Here is a 17,078-nt window from a genome sequence, read left to right as displayed (position 1 = left end):
ATGCGGGCCCCGGCCGCCAATCCACGAGAGCCGCGACGCCATCACTATGTGCCGCGGCTGCTGATGAAACGCTTCGCGGTCGAACGTCGCCCAGGGCAGTTCCAGATTCAGGCATTCGACAAATCCAACGACCGTGTGTTCGCGACGGCCATTGAGAACATCGCCGTGGAGTCTGACTTCAACGCGCTGGAGCGCGACGGCGTGCGCGTGTCGCTTGAAGCCGGCATGGGCAAGATTGAGAGCGCTGCCGCCGAGCCGATCGCGCGGATTGTCCAGGGGGGCACCCTGGTGGGCATGACGATGGAGGACCGCGCGGCGATTGATCTCTTTTGCGCGCTCCAGTTTGCGCGGGGCACGGGCATGCGGGCCCAATTTTCTGCTCTGGCGGAGGGCGTAGAGGCCCGCGCGCGCGCGATTGTCGGAGCAGACGCGCGGCTGGATCTCGTTGGGGACGCCGAGGGCATGAAGGCTGCGGCGCTCCAACTGATCGTAGGGTCGCTGCTGGAGTTCACCGGCCGCTTCAACGACAAGGATCTCCTGCTTCTTCAGGCGATCGAAGGCGAGGATTTCTTGCTAGGCGACAATCCTGTCGCCATGCAGAATGCCCGACAGTTCGGTCCCTATGGCAATATCGGCCTAGGCGTGCCGGGGATCGAGATTTACATGCCGATCAGCAGCCGATTTTCGTTGGCCTATTGGTGTCCCACCCTTTTGCACCAGATGCGCGAAGGCGCGGCTCTCGCGGATCAACGCCTGCTCCAGGCGCGCGCCATGAGCGTCGTGGGACAGGGGGTGACACGGGCAGCGGCGCTGGCCGCACTTCCAGAAATCGAGGCTCTCCGCGCCAGGCTGCGGCGAATTCCCGATGGTCACCTGGCTGGTGCGGCAGTCGCCGCCGACGCCGGCAACGTCACGCGCTTAAACTCGCTTCAGGTTCGCTGGGCCGAGCGCTTCGTAATGAGCCGCGACGGCGGTTTCGACATCGCCCGCCGGATGATCGCGGACGACTCGGCGTTCCGGCAAGGTATGCGGCCCCGCCTTGACTAGTCGCGAATATGGTCGCGGACGCGCGTGAGCGCCAAGATCTGGATGAGCTTGTTGAGGTGGATCTGGACAATCCGCGAGAAGCACTGAACGTCCAGTTCCTGATGACAGGCCAACGTCAGCTTATGGCGCCTTACTCATCTTCAGGGCCTCGTGACGGCTAGAGTCGCGCATGGCGAGCGGTCAAGCTAGACTGCGCGAAAACCGCCGAGGGACGAATGGGGCGTAGTGTATCCGACGACGAGATTGGCCTCATCAGGGCCATGCTCGCCCGCGACATGAAAAACCGGGACATCCAGTTCTATTTCAATCGCCAAGATCGGCCGGTCAATTCGGGGCGCATCACCGGTATCCGACAGGACGGCTATGGGGCTGGCATCCCGGCCGCGAGCGACGAGGCGCTGGACGCCTTTCTAGCCAAGTTCAAGGCCGGACCTATTCAGGGGCCGGGCGGACCGGTGGCTCCGCCCACCGACGAAGGGCGGATCGGGGCGCTCTTCTCGAAAAAAAAGGACAATGAGTGGCGGTTGACCTCAGGGGAGACCGACGAGATCGAGTGCAAACGCGAGGTCGACGTCAAGAAACTAGCGCCGGTGGTGAGGGCGGTTGCCGGCATGGCCAACAACAAGGGCGGAGTGATCCTGCTGGGCGTGGAGGACAAATCTGGCAGGGTCGTAGGCCTAGCCAATGATGATTTTGCCAAGCTGGATCTTGTCAAGTTGACCCTCGCGGTGAAGGCCCACCTCCAGCCAACACCTAGCTTTCGCAAGGGAGTGATTGAGGTCGGAGGGCTGCAGGTCGGCTATGTCTGCGTCGAGCCGCTTATTGATAAGCCGGTCATCGTCCACCGGCCCGGCGACCGACTTGACGATGGGGCGATCCTGTTTCGCTATCCCGCTGAGAGCGCGCCGATCAAGTTCGGGGATCTTCGCACGTTGCTGGACGCGCGCGACGCCAAACGATTGCGCGCCCTGGTCGATGTGACCCGTAAGATCGCCGAAATCGGCGTGGAAAATTCCGCCGTCCTCAATGTCGCCGACGGGTCCTTGGAGGTCGCAGGGCGCCCGATGCAGATCGATCAGGCCCTCGTCGATCAGATCAACTTCATCAAGGAAGGCCAGTTTGACGAAGTAGCTGGCGCGCCCACCCTGAAGCTACTAGGCGAGATCACTGCCGCCGGCGGAGAGAAGGTCCCTGGCGGGCGCCGGTTGATTACCGACGAGGACGTACTGCGCAACTTCCTGGATCAGGAGCCGGTTCTCGTCCCCTTCGAATACATCCGTTTTGCGGTAGCCGGCACCAACCGCGACTGGGTTCCGATCTTCTATTTTGGCAACCAGGCCAAGCTGTCCCGTGCCGAGATGGCCGGTCTATTGGAAGGAGTTGCCACCACTAAACTCAAGGCGAAGGCCAAAATGATTGACCGCGCGCTGGGCAAGCAATCAGCGCTGGCTAAGCATACCGGCACGCCAGCTAAGCTCCTGGCGGCGATCTTGGCCGGTGATCGGGAGGTGCCCGCAGACGCCAAGGCGGCCGGCAATATCGCCCTAGCCCTCCAGGGGATCCCGGCCGAGGGCGCGCCATCAAAGGAAGAAATGCTAGCTCTGCTCAAGGTTTGCGTGACGACACTGGTGGAGGTCGGCGAAGTAGCGGCCATGAGCAGCGTCTATCGCGCTGCTGGGCGGCTGGACGAGGTCTACTTCGCACCCGCCTAGTAGGTCAGGTGAGGGTGCGTCTTGTTTCCGGAGCGCTCGTTGGGTGCGCTAATGGCGCAAATACAGGTTCTTGCTTTGAGGAAAAGCGATGTCGAAGCCCCAATCACGGCTGCCGCCGACGACAAAGCCTAAGCAGGACATCGCGTTCGTTTTTCGGTCCTACCAGGGGCTTCGCCAGCAGCTCGGCGACATCGATAGCTTGGCCGCGGCTATTGTCATCGCGACGCGGGACCTGAGGGCGGCCGCATTGGGCGAAGCAAACGAACAGTACCACTTGGTTGATCGCGCCGCAGTGCATGGCGTCAGCACGCGCTACGTGGATTTCCAGCGGCTGGAGCCGCGAACGGTTCAACTGCTCCTAGTCGGCGTTTTTCAGCAGGTTGAGGCCTTCCTCGAGGAAATTCGGGAGGAGCAGAAGTTGTTTGGCCGAACTCTTCCTGACAAACGTGACGGAGAGACGGTGTTCGATTATGCGCTCCGGTCTCTGCCAGGCGGTACACTCGCCAATCAGCAGCGCCTCGGTAAGGAACGAATTGATCTCCTCGACTACTATAGGTTAGTCCGAAACGCCTTCGCCCACTCAGGCGATGAGCAAAGGCTCGCGCGCGCATTCGCTGACGTCGAAGTCCATCAGGCGCTGGTGGAGAAAGAATACGGCCTCAAGGCACCCAACACCGCGGAGGCCCTGACCCACGACGACTATCTGCTGGCGACCCGCCTGACAAAGTACTTGGCGACTGACATTTGCCGCATTGCGGGGCCGAACGGGGCCCCGGAGATCATCGGGATGATGGTCAACGGTGAATTCAATGACGACCCTATCGCCGTCATCGCGAAGCGCCGCACGAACGAGCCGCGAGCCCGAAAGGCCATTAGTCTCTGGCTCTATAGTCATTTCGTTTACGATGTTGGCGATCATCCCGGTGTTCTGGACGCGATCATGACCTGGTCAGCGACCTTGCCGACGTGGCGAGAGCGCCACCGTGCCCGACGGAAGGCCGAGGGACGGATATAACAGGGAGCAGACCGTCCGACCGTCAGAGGCGGGTTGGAAATAGGCGAGGCGGGCATGGTTGCTGAATGTCTGGAGTCTGGAGGGGCCCCAACTTCCGCATCTGGCGCCGCCCGGACCGCCTCGCGGTCCGAGAAAGCAGACAAGGCGAAGGTCTGTTCAGGGGGTGAGCGGACGTTGTGTTCTGGGCAATCAACGGCGAAGCTCCGCCATGGCTTCATACACGTTTCGCCAAGCAGGAATGTGGCGACGCAAGGTTCACCGGGGATTGATGGCGTCCGTTCTCTGGATTTTCCAACTCTCGACCACGCTTAGAACCTCGCGACGGCCGGGTGGAATCGCATAGTCCACCAGGGTCATGATCCGAGGCTCGGCCTGCAGCAGGACGACGCTGCTGGCGCCTGGGTGCGGGATGAAGCCTGACTCGGGCGGTAACGCCTGGATGGTCTTATTCAGGCGCTCTATCAGCTCGAAATCGCGAACCTCGGTGACATGGGCCGCCATCGAAAGGCTGAAGGGGCTCGCCGCGCCGCCGCCGATTGCGATCGAGACCCGAGGGTCCCGGGTGATGTTGGCGAATTTCTGACTGTCCGTGGCGACCACGAAATAGAGCGCGTGCTCGCGCCGGAAGTAGTTGACCAGCGTGACTTGGGGCCAACCGTCGGGGCGGTTCGTCGCGAGGGCCATCAGATGGCGGCCGTCGAGGACGGCGAGGATGCGCGCCTGGAGGCCGGCTTGGTCGGCGCTCTGAGCAGGCTCGGCAGATGAGAGGGGCATGATGCTGTTCCTATTGCAGGTGAATAGCGGTCACTGTTGGTCCTTTGGAGGGGCGCTGGCCCAGACGCCGGGCCAGTCCAAACCAGCCGCCGCTGACGATGGCGACTAGCAGGGCGCTAGCCAGCTGGCCCGGCGAGGGCGGCGCGACCTTGAAGATCGTGTCCAGCGTCGGCACGGCGAAGATCAGGGCCAGGAAGCCGGATGCCGCCGCGGCGATGATCCAGTAGATCCGGCGATGCGGTGCGAACAGTCGGCCTCCTGAGGAGGACGCGTCGGTTAGGGCGAGGATCAGGTTGCCGGTGACCAGGGTGAGGAAGGCCGCGCCCCGCGCCTGACTTTCCGGATGATGGGCGAGCGCGAAGAGATAGATCCCGAGCACGCCGGCCAGCACGCCAGCCCCTGCAGCAGGGCCAGGCCAAGCTGGCGGGGTCCGAACAGCGGCTCGTCATGCCGTCTGGGAGGGTGCTTCATCGCGTCGGCCCCGCCGGGTTCGGCCTCGAACACCATCGCGCAGACCGGATCGATGATCAGTTCCAGAAACACCACGTGCATGGGGTAGAGTAGGGGGGGCAGGCCCATGACGATCGGTATCAGCGCCACGCCCGCGATGGGAACGTGGATGGCGGTGATATAGACCAGCGCCTTGCGCAGATTGACGAAGATCCGTCGGCCCAGCCGGACGCCGCCGACGATCGAGGCGAAGCTGTCGTCGAGAATGACCAGGTCGGCGGCTTCACGGGCCACGTCGGTGCCCTTCCGACCCATGGCGAGGCCGATATGCGCTGCTTCAAGGGCGGGCGCGTCATTGACGCCGTCCCCGGTCATGGCGACGACCTGGCCGCCGGCCTTGAGAGCTTGGACGATCCGCAGCTTCTGCTCGGGCATGATGCGGGCGAAGACTCGCGTCCGTCCAAGTCGCTCCGCCAGCGCGGCGTCGTCCAGGGCGGCGATCTCGTCGCCGAGCAATACATCGCCCGAGGTATCCAGGCCGGCCGTCTTGGCGATGGCCAGGGCAGTGGCGGGATGATCGCCGGTGATCATCAGCACGGAGATCCCGGCTTCTCGCGCCTCCTTCAGGGCGGCGGGCACATCTGGCCGCACGGGATCGAGGAAACCGACCAGCCCGGCAAACGCGAACGGCGCCTGCGCGGGGTCATCCGGGAAGGCGGTCTTCGTCCGGCAGGCGGCCACGCCCAGGACACGCAGGCCCTGGACGGCGAAGGCCTCGACGACGGAGGTCAAGCGCTCGACCTGGTCATCGCGCATGCGGCAAAGTCTGAAGATCGCCTCGGGCGCGCCCTTGGCGGCGGCCTGCCACTGGCCTCCGGGCGTTGGCCAGACCTGGATCATGGCCATCATTTCGGGCCGAAGCGGCCAGGTCTTGGCGGGCTCGCTCGCGGCAGGGGGAGAGACCGTGTCGGGTGGTGCCAGGAGCGCGCGAACGGCCTTGTCCATCGGATCGACCGGGCGGACGGCGCAGGCCAGCCCGGCGATCTCCAGCAGTTGCGCCGCTCCGCCGCTAGGCGCGGTATCCGGTTCGACGAGGCAGTCGCCGTCTTCCGTCCACAGGCGCGCGACCCGCATCTTGTTTTCGGTGAGGGTGCCTGTCTTATCGACGCAGAGGAAAGAGGCGCCGCCCAGCGCCTCGATCGCGGCGCTACGACGGACCAGCACCTTTTGCTTGGCCAGCCGCCCGGCGCCGAGCGCCAGGAAGACGGCCAGCACCATGGGAAACTCTTCGGGGATCAGGGCGATGGCCACCGTGATGCCGGCCAGGATACCGCCAACCCAGTCCTGCCGCAGCAAGCCATAGGCGATGGCAACCACAGCGCAGAAGGCGATCGCCAGCCCTCCTAGTAGGGTGACGAGGCGCCCCGCAGTCTTCTGCAGCGGGGTGGGTTCCTGAACGATGGCGGCCAGGGAGACGCCGATGCGACCCAGCGCCGTCTGAGGCCCGGTTTTGCCAATCTGTGCCACGGCCTGGCCGCGAACAATCAGCGTCCCCGAGAACAGATAGGGGCTGGTCTCCGCGCCGGGCTGGGTCTCGGCGTCGGCCGCTTCGTCTTCGATCAACGGCCGCTTGGACACCGGCGCGGATTCGCCGGTCAGGGCGGATTCATCGACGCTCAAGACGTCGCCGGCGACCAGGGCACCGTCGGCGGGCAGGCGCTCGCCTTCGCCGACCAGAACAATGTCGCCAGGCACCAGATCGCGAGCGGCCAGGCGAACTTCGATCCCGTCGCGGATCACACGGGCATGCGGTTGGGAGAGATCACGCAGGGCCGAAAGCGCACGCTCGCTGCGCGCCTCTTGCAGGACGACCAGTCCGATGGTGGCGATGGCCCCAGCCATCAAGAACAGGCCTTCGCCCAGGTCGCCCAGCACCAGATAGAGGCCCGCGGCCCCGATCAGCAGCAGGAACATCGGCTCGCGCAGGGTGTCGAGAATGATGCGCGCCAAGCCTCGGCCGGAGGCCTGGGGCAGGGCGTTGGGGCCGAACCGCGACAGCCGGCGCTCGGCCTCGGCCTTTGTCAGTCCGCTGAGGCCGTCGCGCGCCATGAGGCTGATCCGTTCCGCCGGCGCTCGCCGGCCCTGGAGGTCAATGCGAGAGAAGGGTGGGACAGGGAACGCGCGTCAGAATGTGCTGGGTCGCGCCGCCGAGCAGGAACTCGCGGGCGCGGGAATGACCGTAGGCGCCCATCACAAGAAGGCCAGGCTTAGTACGGTCGAGATAGCGATCGAAGGCGGCCGCGATGGTCCCGCCGTCCGCATCCACTTCATCCAGCGTCGTGCTGACACCATTGGCTTGAAGATGGCGTTGAGCGTCGGCTCCGACCGTGGCGGCAAGGCCCGGCTTTTCGTTCATCACGGTCAGGATCCGCACGGACTTGGCGCGGACCAGGAGCGGTAGGGCGTCCGCTAGGGCGCGGGCGGCGTTGCGGCTGCCGTCCCAGGCGATCACCACCTCGCCCGGCCCTTGGATCAAGGCCGCCGCCGTGCCCGCCTTGAAGGTCAGGACCGGTCGCCCGGATCCGAAGACCACGCTCTGAGCGACCTCCAACTGGCCGTCGGAGCCGCCGATCCTCGGCAACAGGCACAGATCGTAGGTCCTGGCGATCTTGGCCACTTCGTCGGCGGCGTCGTAGTGATTGGCCTTGGCGCACACGGCGGCCTGATAGACGCCCGCCTTGATGGCCGCCTCGGTGAAGTGCGCCAGCCTGTCCTGGCATGCCCTGCGGCTGCGCGCCTCTTCAGCGGTCGCCATATCGCTGAGCCCGATAAGGTAGTCGGCCAAGCGATTGCTATGCACCGGGATCTCGATTTCCAGCGCCAAGGCCGTCAGCTTGCCACCCAGGCTGGCCGCCAGGCGGACAGCCTCGTTGATCGCCGCGTCCGGCGTGGGTGTTGGATAGGTGTCGATGTACAGCAGGAGGTCATGAAAAGGCATTCGAGTTGCTCCTGAAATCGAACCGTCGTGACCGTCTCACCCCGCCTTCAAGATCGCTTTGCGCGAGATCATCTTCTTTGCGGCGGCGCGCGGGGCGCAGCGCGCGATCTGGCGCGCCCTTGAGGGTCATTTCGGCGGTGACTTGGGCGCGCCCAGGATCATGAAGCGGGCCAGGGGACGCTTGAAGAGCAGCAGGTAGGTGACGTGACCCGCCACCAGAAGCATCAGGCCGTTGCCGAACAGTTCGTGGATTTCACCGAGCGGACTTTCCTCGCCCCCCTCATCCTCTTCGCCACCCTCGTGTTCGCCGCGCGTTTCCACTTGCGCCGCGACCGGTCCGGATGCGGGACTTGAGGCGGACTTGAGGGTTCGCCCACGATCCATCGCGATGCCCGTCCCGGTCACCCCGATCAGGCAGACCGCGATGCCGAGCAGCAGGACCCGACTGATCGCCGGATGGGTGAAGGCGTTGTCGAGCTTTAGGCCATGGATCTGCGGGTAGAACCGCATGAGGCCCAGTTGCGGCGCACCCGTTAGCGCCATGATCACGCGCACCAGGATCACAACCGCGACGCCATAGCCCAGCCAGGCATGAACAGCGCCCCATTCGGTGCTGAAATAGGCCGCCAGCACCAGGATGGCGAGCACGGCGTGGTAGGCCCGAAGGCGCGTCATGACCGGCATGGCCAGCCCTTTCTCGGTGTTGAGGTCGCGGTACGATCGCGCCAAGGACCACAGGCGGCGCGTAGTCTTTGAGGCTGTCGGGAAGGCGATGCGTCGGCGGCCGGATCCTGTCCGAACGCCGCCAACGGTCTGCCAGTGATCAGACCCCTTTCGGGTCCGACCGCCTGGCGATCTCGCATGAGATCGCCGTCTGGAATGGCCGCCTAGATAACGTCAATTCGCCGCGGCGCGGGACGTTCCGCGCCAAGCGGCCGCCTCGGCCAGAATCTGGCCGAGGCGCTTGGCGTTACTTGCCGGCCAGCTGGTCGTGAGCGGCCTTGTAGCGGGCATAGTGGTCGCCCTCGTCGGCGGCGATCTGGCGAAAGAGTGCGGCGGTCTTCAGGTCGCCGGCCTTCTGCGCCTGGTCGGCGAAACCGATATACATGGTCTTGTTCTCGTATTTCTCGCCGGCCATGGCGTCGAGCAGGTTGGCGGCGTTGGTTCCGTCCAGCTTCAGGGCGTCGGCCTCACGCGCGAAATGCTCGTTGGCTTCGACATTGGCCGAGTCCTCGAACAGCTTGGCCAGGGCTTCATTGCCGCCTTCGCGGGCGACCTCGGCGTAGCGACGGTACTTGAGGTTGGCGAAGGCCTCGCCGTGCATGGCGGCCTGCAGGTTCTCGCGGGTCTGGGGCGACAGAGTGTCGGCGGCGAGGGCCTGACCGGTCGAGACGATGGCGGCCAGCGCGGCGGCGGCCAGAAGCTTGGTTAGGGTCATGGGAAGTCTCCGAGGGCGCGCGGTTCGCGCTCCACAAACCTCCTCCCGCGGCCTGACGAAAACCTGACAGGCCAGGCGATCGTAGAAATTGGCGTCCGTCAGGTTTTCGTCAGCCGCTGCGGTCAGCCTGGCGATCAAGGAGCGCCCGCTCCGGATTTCAACGGAGAAAGTCCATGCGCAAATTCTTGATCTCGGCGACCATCGCCGCCGCCACCCTGTCCATCGCCGGCGCCGCCGTCGCTGGCCCCAAATGCACGACCGAGCCCAAGGCCAAGTGGCTGACCGAGGCCCAGATGAAGGCCAAGATCGCAGCCCTGGGCTACACCAAGATCAAGACCTTCCAGGTCAGCGGCAGCTGCTACGAGATCTATGGGACGAACAAGGCCGGCAAGAAGGCCGAGGTCTATTTCAACCCGGTCTCCGGCGCGATCGTCCAGGACAACGAGGACTAGACGCCGATGTCGCCTCAAACCTCGGGCGACGCCGTTCCGATCTCCAACGCCTTGGCGCCGCCGCCCCCGGCGCGCGTCAAGGTTTGGGGATCCGCTCGTGCGCCTCTTCCATTGGACACTGGCTCTCGGCTGCATCGCCAACCTGACCGTCCTGCGGGAGGTCAAGACGGTCCACCGCTATGTCGGCTATGTCGTGCTGGCCGCCGTCGTCATCCGCCTGGTCTGGGGCTTCATCGGCACGCGCCATGCCCGCTTCGCCGACTTCGCGCCCGGTCCGCGCCGCCTATTGGCCTATCTGGTCGCCCTGTCGCGTGGCCGGGAGCCACGCTATGTCGGGCACAATCCGGCAGGCGGGGTGATGATGCTGGCCTTGATGGGCCTTGTCATGACGTGCGGCGTCACGGGCTGGATGATGGGGCTGGACGCCTTCTGGGGCGAGCGGTGGCTTGAAACCCTGCACGAAGGCGCGGCGAATGTGATCTTGGTCATGGCGATCGTCCACGTTCTGGCGGCGCTTGTCGAAAGCTGGCGTCACCGTGAGAACCTGGTCCTGTCGATGATCAACGGTTTCAAGCGGGCGCCGAAGGGAAGCGACGTCTGCCATGCGCCTGCTGCTGATTGAGGACAATGCGCGCCTGGGCGAGTTGATCGTCGAAGGGCTCGAGCGAGAGGGCTTCGTCATCGACTGGCGCGAGACGCTGGAAGAGGGCCTGGAGGCGCGGGGACTGGCGGCCTATGACCTGATCCTGCTGGACTTGGGCCTGCCGGACGGTGATGGCTTGGATTTGGTCCGGCGATTGCGCCGTGATCGAGATGTCGTGCCGATCCTGATCCTGACCGCGCGTGGCGGCCTGGGCGACAAGATCGCCGGGCTCGACGTCGGCGCCGACGACTATCTGGTCAAGCCCTTCGACATCGCCGAGCTGGCGGCGCGTTGCCGAGCTCTCCTGCGACGGCCCGGCGCCTGCCTGGGCGTCGTCCTGAGCGCGGGCAATGTCGCCTTGGACACCGCCGGCCGGAGCCTTCAGGTCGCCGGCGTCAGCGTCGCCATCACCCCCCGGGAGCTGGCCTTGCTGGAGCACCTGTTGCGGCGGGCGGGTCAGGTCGTCCCCAAGGCCAGCCTGGAAGACCAGCTCTACGCCATGGATGCGGAAGTGACGCCCAATGCCCTTGAGGTAGCCGTGTCGCGCCTGCGCAAGCGTCTCGCCAGCGCCGGGGCGGACGTCATTCTGCGAACCGCCCACGGTGTCGGCTACGTCCTGCTGACGTCATCTCATGCGGCTTCCGCAAATGGCTGACGCCACATCCGGCGGACCTCGCCGGCAAAGTCTGTTCACACAGATCGCCCTGCGGCTGACCCTGCTGGCCCTGGTCTTCGCCCTGCTCGATGTGGCGATCGTCGTGCCGATGTACGCCAACGATGAGCAGGCGCTGGCCGAGGATTTCATCGCTCAGCAGGCGCAACGCGCCGATCGCCTGTTGGCCGGCGGGCCCAATCCGCAGGAGGCTTCGGCCGCCTTGGCCGAGTTGGCCAAGCCCGCCGGGGTGAGCGTCTGGCGGGTCGAGGTGTTTGACGCCGGGCAACGCCTGGTGGGCAAGGTCGGGGATCTGGCTGGCGCCTCAAAGGTGCCGTCGGCGGGCATGCTGGACTGGACCCAGCGCGAGACCACCTCTCAAGGTACGCGAATTTTTGGGGTTCAGCGGTTTGAGGGCCAGGCTGGGCCCCGCTGGATCGCGATCACCGCGCAGGCCCGTGGAAATCGGCTCTACTGGCCGGTGATCGGCCAGGAACTGGTCGAGCATGTCGCCCTGCCGCTCATTCCGCTGACGCTGCTCTTGCTACTGTTCAACGTCCAGGTCGTCGGCCGCCTTCTCAAGCCGCTGTCGCTGGCGGCTCGTCAGGTCGACGCCCTGGATCCCAGCCGCATGGACGCCAGGCTGTCCGAGCCGGACGCCTCGCGGGAGGTCGCCGCCCTGGTCGGCGCGGTCAATCGAGCGCTGGATCGTTTGCAACAAGCGATGGGCCTGCTGAAGGGCTTCACCGCAGACGCGGCCCACGAATTGCGCACTCCGCTTTCGGTTCTGCGGCTGCGGATCGAAGGGCTGCCCGATAGTCCCGGCAAGGCGCGCCTGGCCCAAGAGGTGGAGTCGATGACCCGCCTGGTCAACCAGATGCTGGACCTCGCCCAGGCCGACGCCTTGGAACTGACCGATGCGCAGGACATCGACCTGGCCGCCCTGGCGGCGCAGGTCGTCGGACAGATCGCGCCCCAAGCCTTCGCGGCCGGCCACGACGTCCGCCTGAATGATCTGGGAAGCGCTCGGCTGCGTGGCCATCCGGACGCCCTGGCCAGAGCGCTGCGGAACCTGATCGAGAACGCGATCCGTCATGCCAATCCTGAAGGGCCGATCGAGGTCACCGTCGGTCCCGGGGCGCGCCTGTCGGTGCGCGATCATGGCTCCGGCCTTGCGAGTGAGGACATCGACAGGATTTTCGATCGCTTCTGGCGAAAGTCCCGGGCCGCCGAGGGCGGGGCGGGGCTGGGCCTTGGCATTGTCCGCAGTCTTGTCGAGGCCCACGGCGGCGTCGTGACCGCCCAGAACGCCGACGGCGGCGGCGCGCTCTTCACCTGTGTCTTTGCCGACTCTGACCTGGGCGCGACCCCGGCGCGTTGGCCTCGCGATCTTACCCCCTTCGAAGGACGATCCTCATGAGCCGCCTGCACAGCGAACGACATCTGGTGGCCCGGATCGGCTGGCTGCGCGCCGCGGTTCTCGGCGCCAATGACGGCATCGTCTCGACCGCCAGCCTCATCGTCGGCGTGGCCGCCGCCAATCCTGACAAGGGCGCGATCCTGCTGGCCGGCGCGGCAGGCTTGGTGGCGGGCGCGATGTCGATGGCGGCCGGCGAATATGTCTCGGTCTCGTCCCAGTCAGACACCGAAAAGGCCGACCTGGCCCGTGAACGCGCCGAGCTGGCCGCCGATCCGGACGCCGAACTGGATGAACTGGCCGGGCTCTATGTCGCCCGAGGCGTCGCTCCGGAGGTCGCGCGGCAGGTCGCAGAGCAGTTGATGGCCAAGGACGCGATCGGCGCCCATGCCCGCGACGAGCTGGGCATTTCTGCCCACACGACGGCCCGCCCGATCCAGGCCGCCCTGACCTCGGCGGCGACGTTCACGGTGGGGGCGGCCTTGCCGCTGGCGATCGTGCTCTTGGTTCCCGCCGCCTGGCTGACAGTCACCGTCGCGCTGGCCGCGCTGTCTTGCCTGGCCGTGCTCGGGGCTGTCGGCGCGGGGGCGGGCGGCGCCGGCGTCTGGCGGTCCGTGGTGCGGGTGACGTTCTGGGGCGCGGCGGCGATGGCTTTGACCGCAGGGATCGGCCGGCTGTTTGGCGCGGTTGTCTAGCACCAGGGGAAGGCCGACCGCACCTAACCTAGATGTCGCCAGCCGATCAGTGCGCCGGCCACCATGAGGGCGAGGATGAGGCCGCAGGCGATCGTCAGCAACCAGCCCGCCAGCAGGGCCAGGCCGTCGCGCTGAATGAGCCCCGCCGCGAAGGCGCCGATCCCCAGGCCCGCGGCCGTATGGGCGATGGGCGTCGGCAGCATGAGGGCCATCGACAGGCCCATGCAGCCCGCGGCGACCAGGCGTGCGTGCCAGGGATGCAGCAAGGCGTCGAACCGTGGGCGCGAAGCTGTCTCCAGGCGCTCCACCGTGCTGGCGGCCCGACCGAGGACGATCGTGGCGCGCGCGCGTCCAAGGCTCAGTCGGCTCAGGGCCTTGGGCAGCCAAGGGCGGGCGCGTCGGATCAACAACTGGGTCGAAATCAAAAGAAGTGGAGCGCCGAGCACCGCCGAGGCCAGCGGCGGCAATAGGGTCGCGGGCAGGGCGAGGATCAGCAGCACGCTGCCGAAGGATCGCTCGCCCAAACCGTCCATCAGGTCGGCGATCGACAGGCGTTCGCGCCCCGCGAGAGAGAGGCGGATCAGCATGACGGAAAGACGCTCGCCCGCCACAGGGCTGTCAGGCGAATTGGGCGGTGAGGTTGGGTCGAGGTCGGCGACGGTGATCACGGGCCTCCTGAGTTGCGATGGTGTCATCAGCTCGACGACACCAGGCGGCTGACGCCTCAAGCAGCTTGTTGGGGATCGCAGGTGTCGGCGGCGAGATTGACCAGCAAGGGTCCAGCTGCATCAAGCTCATAGCGGTCGCCTTCCACCCAAACAGCCATGGGTCGCCCGGTCTCGAGCGTCGCCTCGAGCCGATGCACGGACCTGTCGATTACGATCCTGATCTGGCGGCCGCGCCATTGCACAGGAAAGTTCAGGCTCCGCCATCCGGCGGGCAGGCGGGGTTCGAACGACAGGCCGTCGTCGCGCAGGCTCAGGCCCGCCAGACCCAGGACCGCGATCATCCATACGCCGCCCTGCGCGGCGATGTGAATGCCGCCGGCGATGGCCACGTGGGTGTCGGTCAGGTCGATGGCGGAAGACTGGCGCAGATAGGCCAGGGCCTTGTCGGCCTGCCCCAGCCGCGCCGCCACCACCCCGTGCAGAGCGCGGCTGAGCGAGCTGCCGTGACCACACCGTGGCTCGTAATAGGAGAAGTTGGTCTGGACGGCCTCTCTCGCGAAAGTCTCCGGCAGTAGGGCCAGCAGCGCCACGACATCGGCCTGCTTTATGACTTGGGATGCGGCGATGCGCGCCCGGCCGAGCACGACGTCCATCGGCACCGACCGCGCCGCATAGGCGGCAAGATCGATATCCTCCAGATACAGGAAACCCTCGAACTGAGCGATCAGGCCGGTTGTCTCGTCGATGCCGGTGGCCATGGCGTCGGCCGCCCGGGCCCAGGCTGCCAGCTCGGCCGCCGTCAGACCCAGGTGGCCCGACAGTCGTGTCCAGACCGCCGGCCATCGCGCCGCGAGCAGGGCCGCGACCTCGAGCGCGCGCCGGATGTTCCAGCGCGCCATCTGATTGGTGAAGGCGTTGTCGTCGACACCCTCGTGATATTCGTCGGGCCCGATGACTTCACGGATGTGATGGAGGCCGTCGGCGCCGGGTGTTGCCCGGCTGGCCCAGAAGCGCCCCGTCTCCAGCAGGATTTCCGCCCCAGCGTCGCATAGGAACACCGCGTCGCCCGTCACTTGCCAGTATTGCCAGACCGCATAGGCGACATCGGCGCTGATATGTTGTTCCTGCCGGCCGGTCAGGATATCGACCACGCGCCGATCGGGACCGACCAGTTGCTCGGGGGTGGCTTCCTCGCCCGTGTCGGCCGATTCCCAGGCATAGAGCGCGCCGCGCCAGCCCATGGCGGCCGCCTTGCCGCGCGCCGCATCCAGGGTGTGAAAGCGGTACATCAGCAGCGCCCGGGCCGCGGCCGGCCATGTGAAGGTGTAGAAGGGCAGCAGGAAGATCTCGGTGTCCCAGAACGTGTGACCCAGGTAGTCGTCGCCGGTCAGGGCGCGAGCGCCGATCGACACGTGTTCGTCGTCCGGATTGACCGCGCCATTGAGGTGATAGAGCGCGAACCTCAGCGCCTTTTGAGCGTCTGGATCGCCTTCCACCCGCACATCGCTCGCCGCCCAGCGCTGCGCCCAGGCCTTGGCATGCGCGGACACCAGTTGCGTGGGGCCGTCCCGCCAGGCTGCGGCAAGATCCGATCGCGCGCCTTGGCCAAGATCGCGGCCTGGGGCGTCGGCGCGCGCGAAGGCGACGATGCGCGTGAACTCGACGCACTGCCCAGGATGGGCCTTCCAGCGCCAGCGCCAATGAAAGGGATCCAGCGCTTGCCCTTCAACCTCGCATCCGTCGATGGTCAGGGAGGCGCGGGAGGCGACCGCCAGGCCTTTGGCCGAATGCCGGGTGCGCCAGACGGCCAAGTCTTGTTCTCGCGCCGTGGAGATCAATCCCAGATCGAGGCCTTCAAACGCGGCCTCAAGCACCATGTCCGTCACGCCGGCGTCGATTATCAGCCGCAGCGTCTGGAGTCCGATATGGCGCTGGCTGAGGGACACTAGGCGCAGCGACCGCACACTGAGGTGAAGTTCATCGGCCTCGACGTATCGGCACTCCGTCGAAACGAGCCCCCGCCGCAGGTCCAGAATCGTCCGATGGTCGGAGATCTCATCGGGGGCGTGGGCGACGGGCCCCGACGATGTCGCGAGGCGAATACGCAACCAGTCGGGCCCTGGCGCGCGTGCCGATATCGAGTGGGGCTGGGACGCGGTGTCGAAGAGGCCCGCGACATAGGTGCAGCCCGGCGCGATACGCCCCTCGCCGCGCGTCAAGGCGCGCACGCCCCGTATGCCCAGGAAGCCGTTGGAGATCGTCAGGCGGGTTTCCCGACTGCTCTGGCGAAGGGGGTCGTACCCCGTTTCGGTCAGTAGCCAGGCGGGATCGGCCGTCGGCTCAAAAAGGTCGTTCACGCCAGGATGTCCGATGCCGGATGGAGAAGGTGGAGCTGACCCTGCCGAAGGGCGAAGGGATCAATTTGGTCGAGGCTGGTCACCACCAGATGGGCGCCGGCCGCGCGTAGCGCTGCACCGTCGCCATGTCGCGCCAGACCCAACGCCGTCATGCCCGCGGACCGAGCGGCGATGATCCCCGCCGTGGCGTCCTCGATCACCAGGCATTGCTGATCGGCCAAGCCCAATTCGCGCGCCGCGATGCGGAATATCTCTGGATCCGGCTTGCCATGTTGCAGGTCACGACCGCAGACCTTTACACTGAAGGTGCTGGCGAGGCTCTTGCCATCGGTTCGCCGGACCGCCTCCAACATGGCTGCGGCATTCTTAGAAGCTGACGCCACGGCCATCGGAAATCCGAGCGCCAGGCTCGCGGCGACGAACCGCAGAGCGTCCGGGAAGGCGGTGACCCCGCTTTCGGCGATCAGTGCTTCCAGACACCTTTGCTTGGCCTGCGCGTAGGCCAGCACCTGATTGTTCGAATGCGGCGCGCCAAGGGCTTCAAGGGTCGCACGCGCGCCGTCAAGCCGGGATCGCCCCGCGACATACGTCTGGTAAAAGGCTGTTGTGAATCGCGTCCCGGCCGCAGGATCGCTCAGAGCGTCGCGCCACGCTCTTTCATGGGGCGAGTCCAGCAGGACGCCATCGACGTCGAAGATAAGCGCACACAGCGAGCCGCGTGGCGGCGACAGCGTCAGCACGGTCTGGTCCGCTTCCGATC

At 66.1% G+C, this 17,078-nt stretch carries 15 protein-coding genes and 1 pseudogene; 8 read left to right on the top strand and 8 right to left on the bottom strand.

Annotated elements, in window-relative coordinates; translation table 11 throughout:
• The 3 genes from ACHMW8_RS23505 to ACHMW8_RS23495 all read left to right on the top strand — a co-directional run bounded on the left by ACHMW8_RS23505 (position 1) and on the right by ACHMW8_RS23495 (position 3,774).
• Positions 1-1,047, top strand: coding sequence for a DUF4238 domain-containing protein (locus tag ACHMW8_RS23505; RefSeq protein WP_395443935.1), 1,047 nt, complete (start codon positions 1-3; stop codon positions 1,045-1,047).
• 260 nt (positions 1,048-1,307) lie between these two features.
• Complete coding sequence (locus ACHMW8_RS23500; protein ID WP_395443934.1) at positions 1,308-2,759, top strand: helix-turn-helix domain-containing protein; 1,452 nt, start codon at positions 1,308-1,310, stop codon at positions 2,757-2,759.
• Between the two features lie 88 nt (positions 2,760-2,847).
• On the top strand, positions 2,848-3,774 hold the full coding sequence (locus ACHMW8_RS23495) for a hypothetical protein (protein ID WP_395443933.1): 927 nt from the start codon (positions 2,848-2,850) through the stop codon (positions 3,772-3,774).
• Between the two features lie 255 nt (positions 3,775-4,029).
• Here ACHMW8_RS23495 and ACHMW8_RS23490 read toward each other — a convergent pair whose 3' ends face one another.
• From ACHMW8_RS23490 to ACHMW8_RS23470, 5 genes and pseudogenes are all read right to left on the bottom strand, one after another.
• Complete coding sequence (locus tag ACHMW8_RS23490; protein WP_395443932.1) at positions 4,030-4,548, bottom strand: pyridoxamine 5'-phosphate oxidase family protein; 519 nt, start codon at positions 4,546-4,548, stop codon at positions 4,030-4,032.
• Between the two features lie 10 nt (positions 4,549-4,558).
• A pseudogene (locus ACHMW8_RS23485) lies at positions 4,559-7,107 on the bottom strand (cation-translocating P-type ATPase).
• A 40-nt stretch (positions 7,108-7,147) separates the two neighbouring features.
• Complete coding sequence (locus tag ACHMW8_RS23480; protein ID WP_395443931.1) at positions 7,148-7,996, bottom strand: universal stress protein; 849 nt, start codon at positions 7,994-7,996, stop codon at positions 7,148-7,150.
• A gap of 126 nt (positions 7,997-8,122) precedes the next feature.
• Entirely contained in the window at positions 8,123-8,680 is a 558-nt protein-coding gene (locus ACHMW8_RS23475) for a cytochrome b/b6 domain-containing protein (protein WP_395443930.1), read from the bottom strand.
• Between the two features lie 286 nt (positions 8,681-8,966).
• A complete protein-coding gene (locus ACHMW8_RS23470; protein ID WP_395443929.1) occupies positions 8,967-9,434 on the bottom strand; it encodes a ferritin family protein in 468 nt (155 codons plus the stop codon).
• A 173-nt stretch (positions 9,435-9,607) separates the two neighbouring features.
• On the opposite strand from ACHMW8_RS23470, the gene ACHMW8_RS23465 reads away from it, so the two are divergent.
• The 5 genes from ACHMW8_RS23465 (at position 9,608) to ACHMW8_RS23445 (ending at position 13,293) form a co-directional block, all read left to right on the top strand.
• Positions 9,608-9,886: a PepSY domain-containing protein gene (locus ACHMW8_RS23465; RefSeq protein WP_395443928.1), complete on the top strand. Its 279-nt coding sequence runs from the start codon at positions 9,608-9,610 to the stop codon at positions 9,884-9,886.
• A gap of 97 nt (positions 9,887-9,983) precedes the next feature.
• Positions 9,984-10,508, top strand: coding sequence for a cytochrome b/b6 domain-containing protein (locus ACHMW8_RS23460; RefSeq protein WP_395443927.1), 525 nt, complete (start codon positions 9,984-9,986; stop codon positions 10,506-10,508).
• On the top strand, positions 10,489-11,184 hold the full coding sequence (locus tag ACHMW8_RS23455; protein WP_395443926.1) for a response regulator transcription factor: 696 nt from the start codon (positions 10,489-10,491) through the stop codon (positions 11,182-11,184). Before ACHMW8_RS23460 ends, ACHMW8_RS23455 begins: the two co-directional genes overlap by 20 nt.
• Positions 11,177-12,601, top strand: a complete 1,425-nt coding sequence (locus tag ACHMW8_RS23450; RefSeq protein ID WP_395443925.1) for a sensor histidine kinase — start codon at positions 11,177-11,179, stop codon at positions 12,599-12,601. The genes ACHMW8_RS23455 and ACHMW8_RS23450 overlap by 8 nt, the downstream gene beginning before the upstream one ends.
• A complete protein-coding gene (locus ACHMW8_RS23445) occupies positions 12,598-13,293 on the top strand; it encodes a VIT family protein (RefSeq protein WP_395443924.1) in 696 nt (231 codons plus the stop codon). Before ACHMW8_RS23450 ends, ACHMW8_RS23445 begins: the two co-directional genes overlap by 4 nt.
• A gap of 23 nt (positions 13,294-13,316) precedes the next feature.
• Here ACHMW8_RS23445 and ACHMW8_RS23440 read toward each other — a convergent pair whose 3' ends face one another.
• From ACHMW8_RS23440 to ACHMW8_RS23430, 3 genes are read right to left on the bottom strand one after another with little or no spacing between them, the layout of a single operon-like run.
• Complete coding sequence (locus ACHMW8_RS23440; RefSeq protein WP_395443923.1) at positions 13,317-13,961, bottom strand: exopolysaccharide biosynthesis protein; 645 nt, start codon at positions 13,959-13,961, stop codon at positions 13,317-13,319.
• Between the two features lie 56 nt (positions 13,962-14,017).
• Positions 14,018-16,318, bottom strand: coding sequence for a glycoside hydrolase family 65 protein (locus ACHMW8_RS23435; RefSeq protein ID WP_395443922.1), 2,301 nt, complete (start codon positions 16,316-16,318; stop codon positions 14,018-14,020).
• Positions 16,315-17,058 carry an HAD family hydrolase gene (locus ACHMW8_RS23430; RefSeq protein ID WP_395443921.1) on the bottom strand — a complete coding sequence of 248 codons (744 nt, stop codon included), beginning with the start codon at positions 17,056-17,058 and terminating at the stop codon, positions 16,315-16,317. The genes ACHMW8_RS23435 and ACHMW8_RS23430 overlap by 4 nt, the downstream gene beginning before the upstream one ends.
• Between the last annotated feature and the right edge of the window lie 20 nt (positions 17,059-17,078).

It is taken from the genome of Caulobacter sp. UC70_42 (genome assembly GCF_044056025.1).
In the GTDB taxonomy this organism is placed as follows: Bacteria; Pseudomonadota; Alphaproteobacteria; order Caulobacterales; family Caulobacteraceae; genus Caulobacter.
This window is presented reverse-complemented; position numbering and strand designations above follow the sequence as displayed.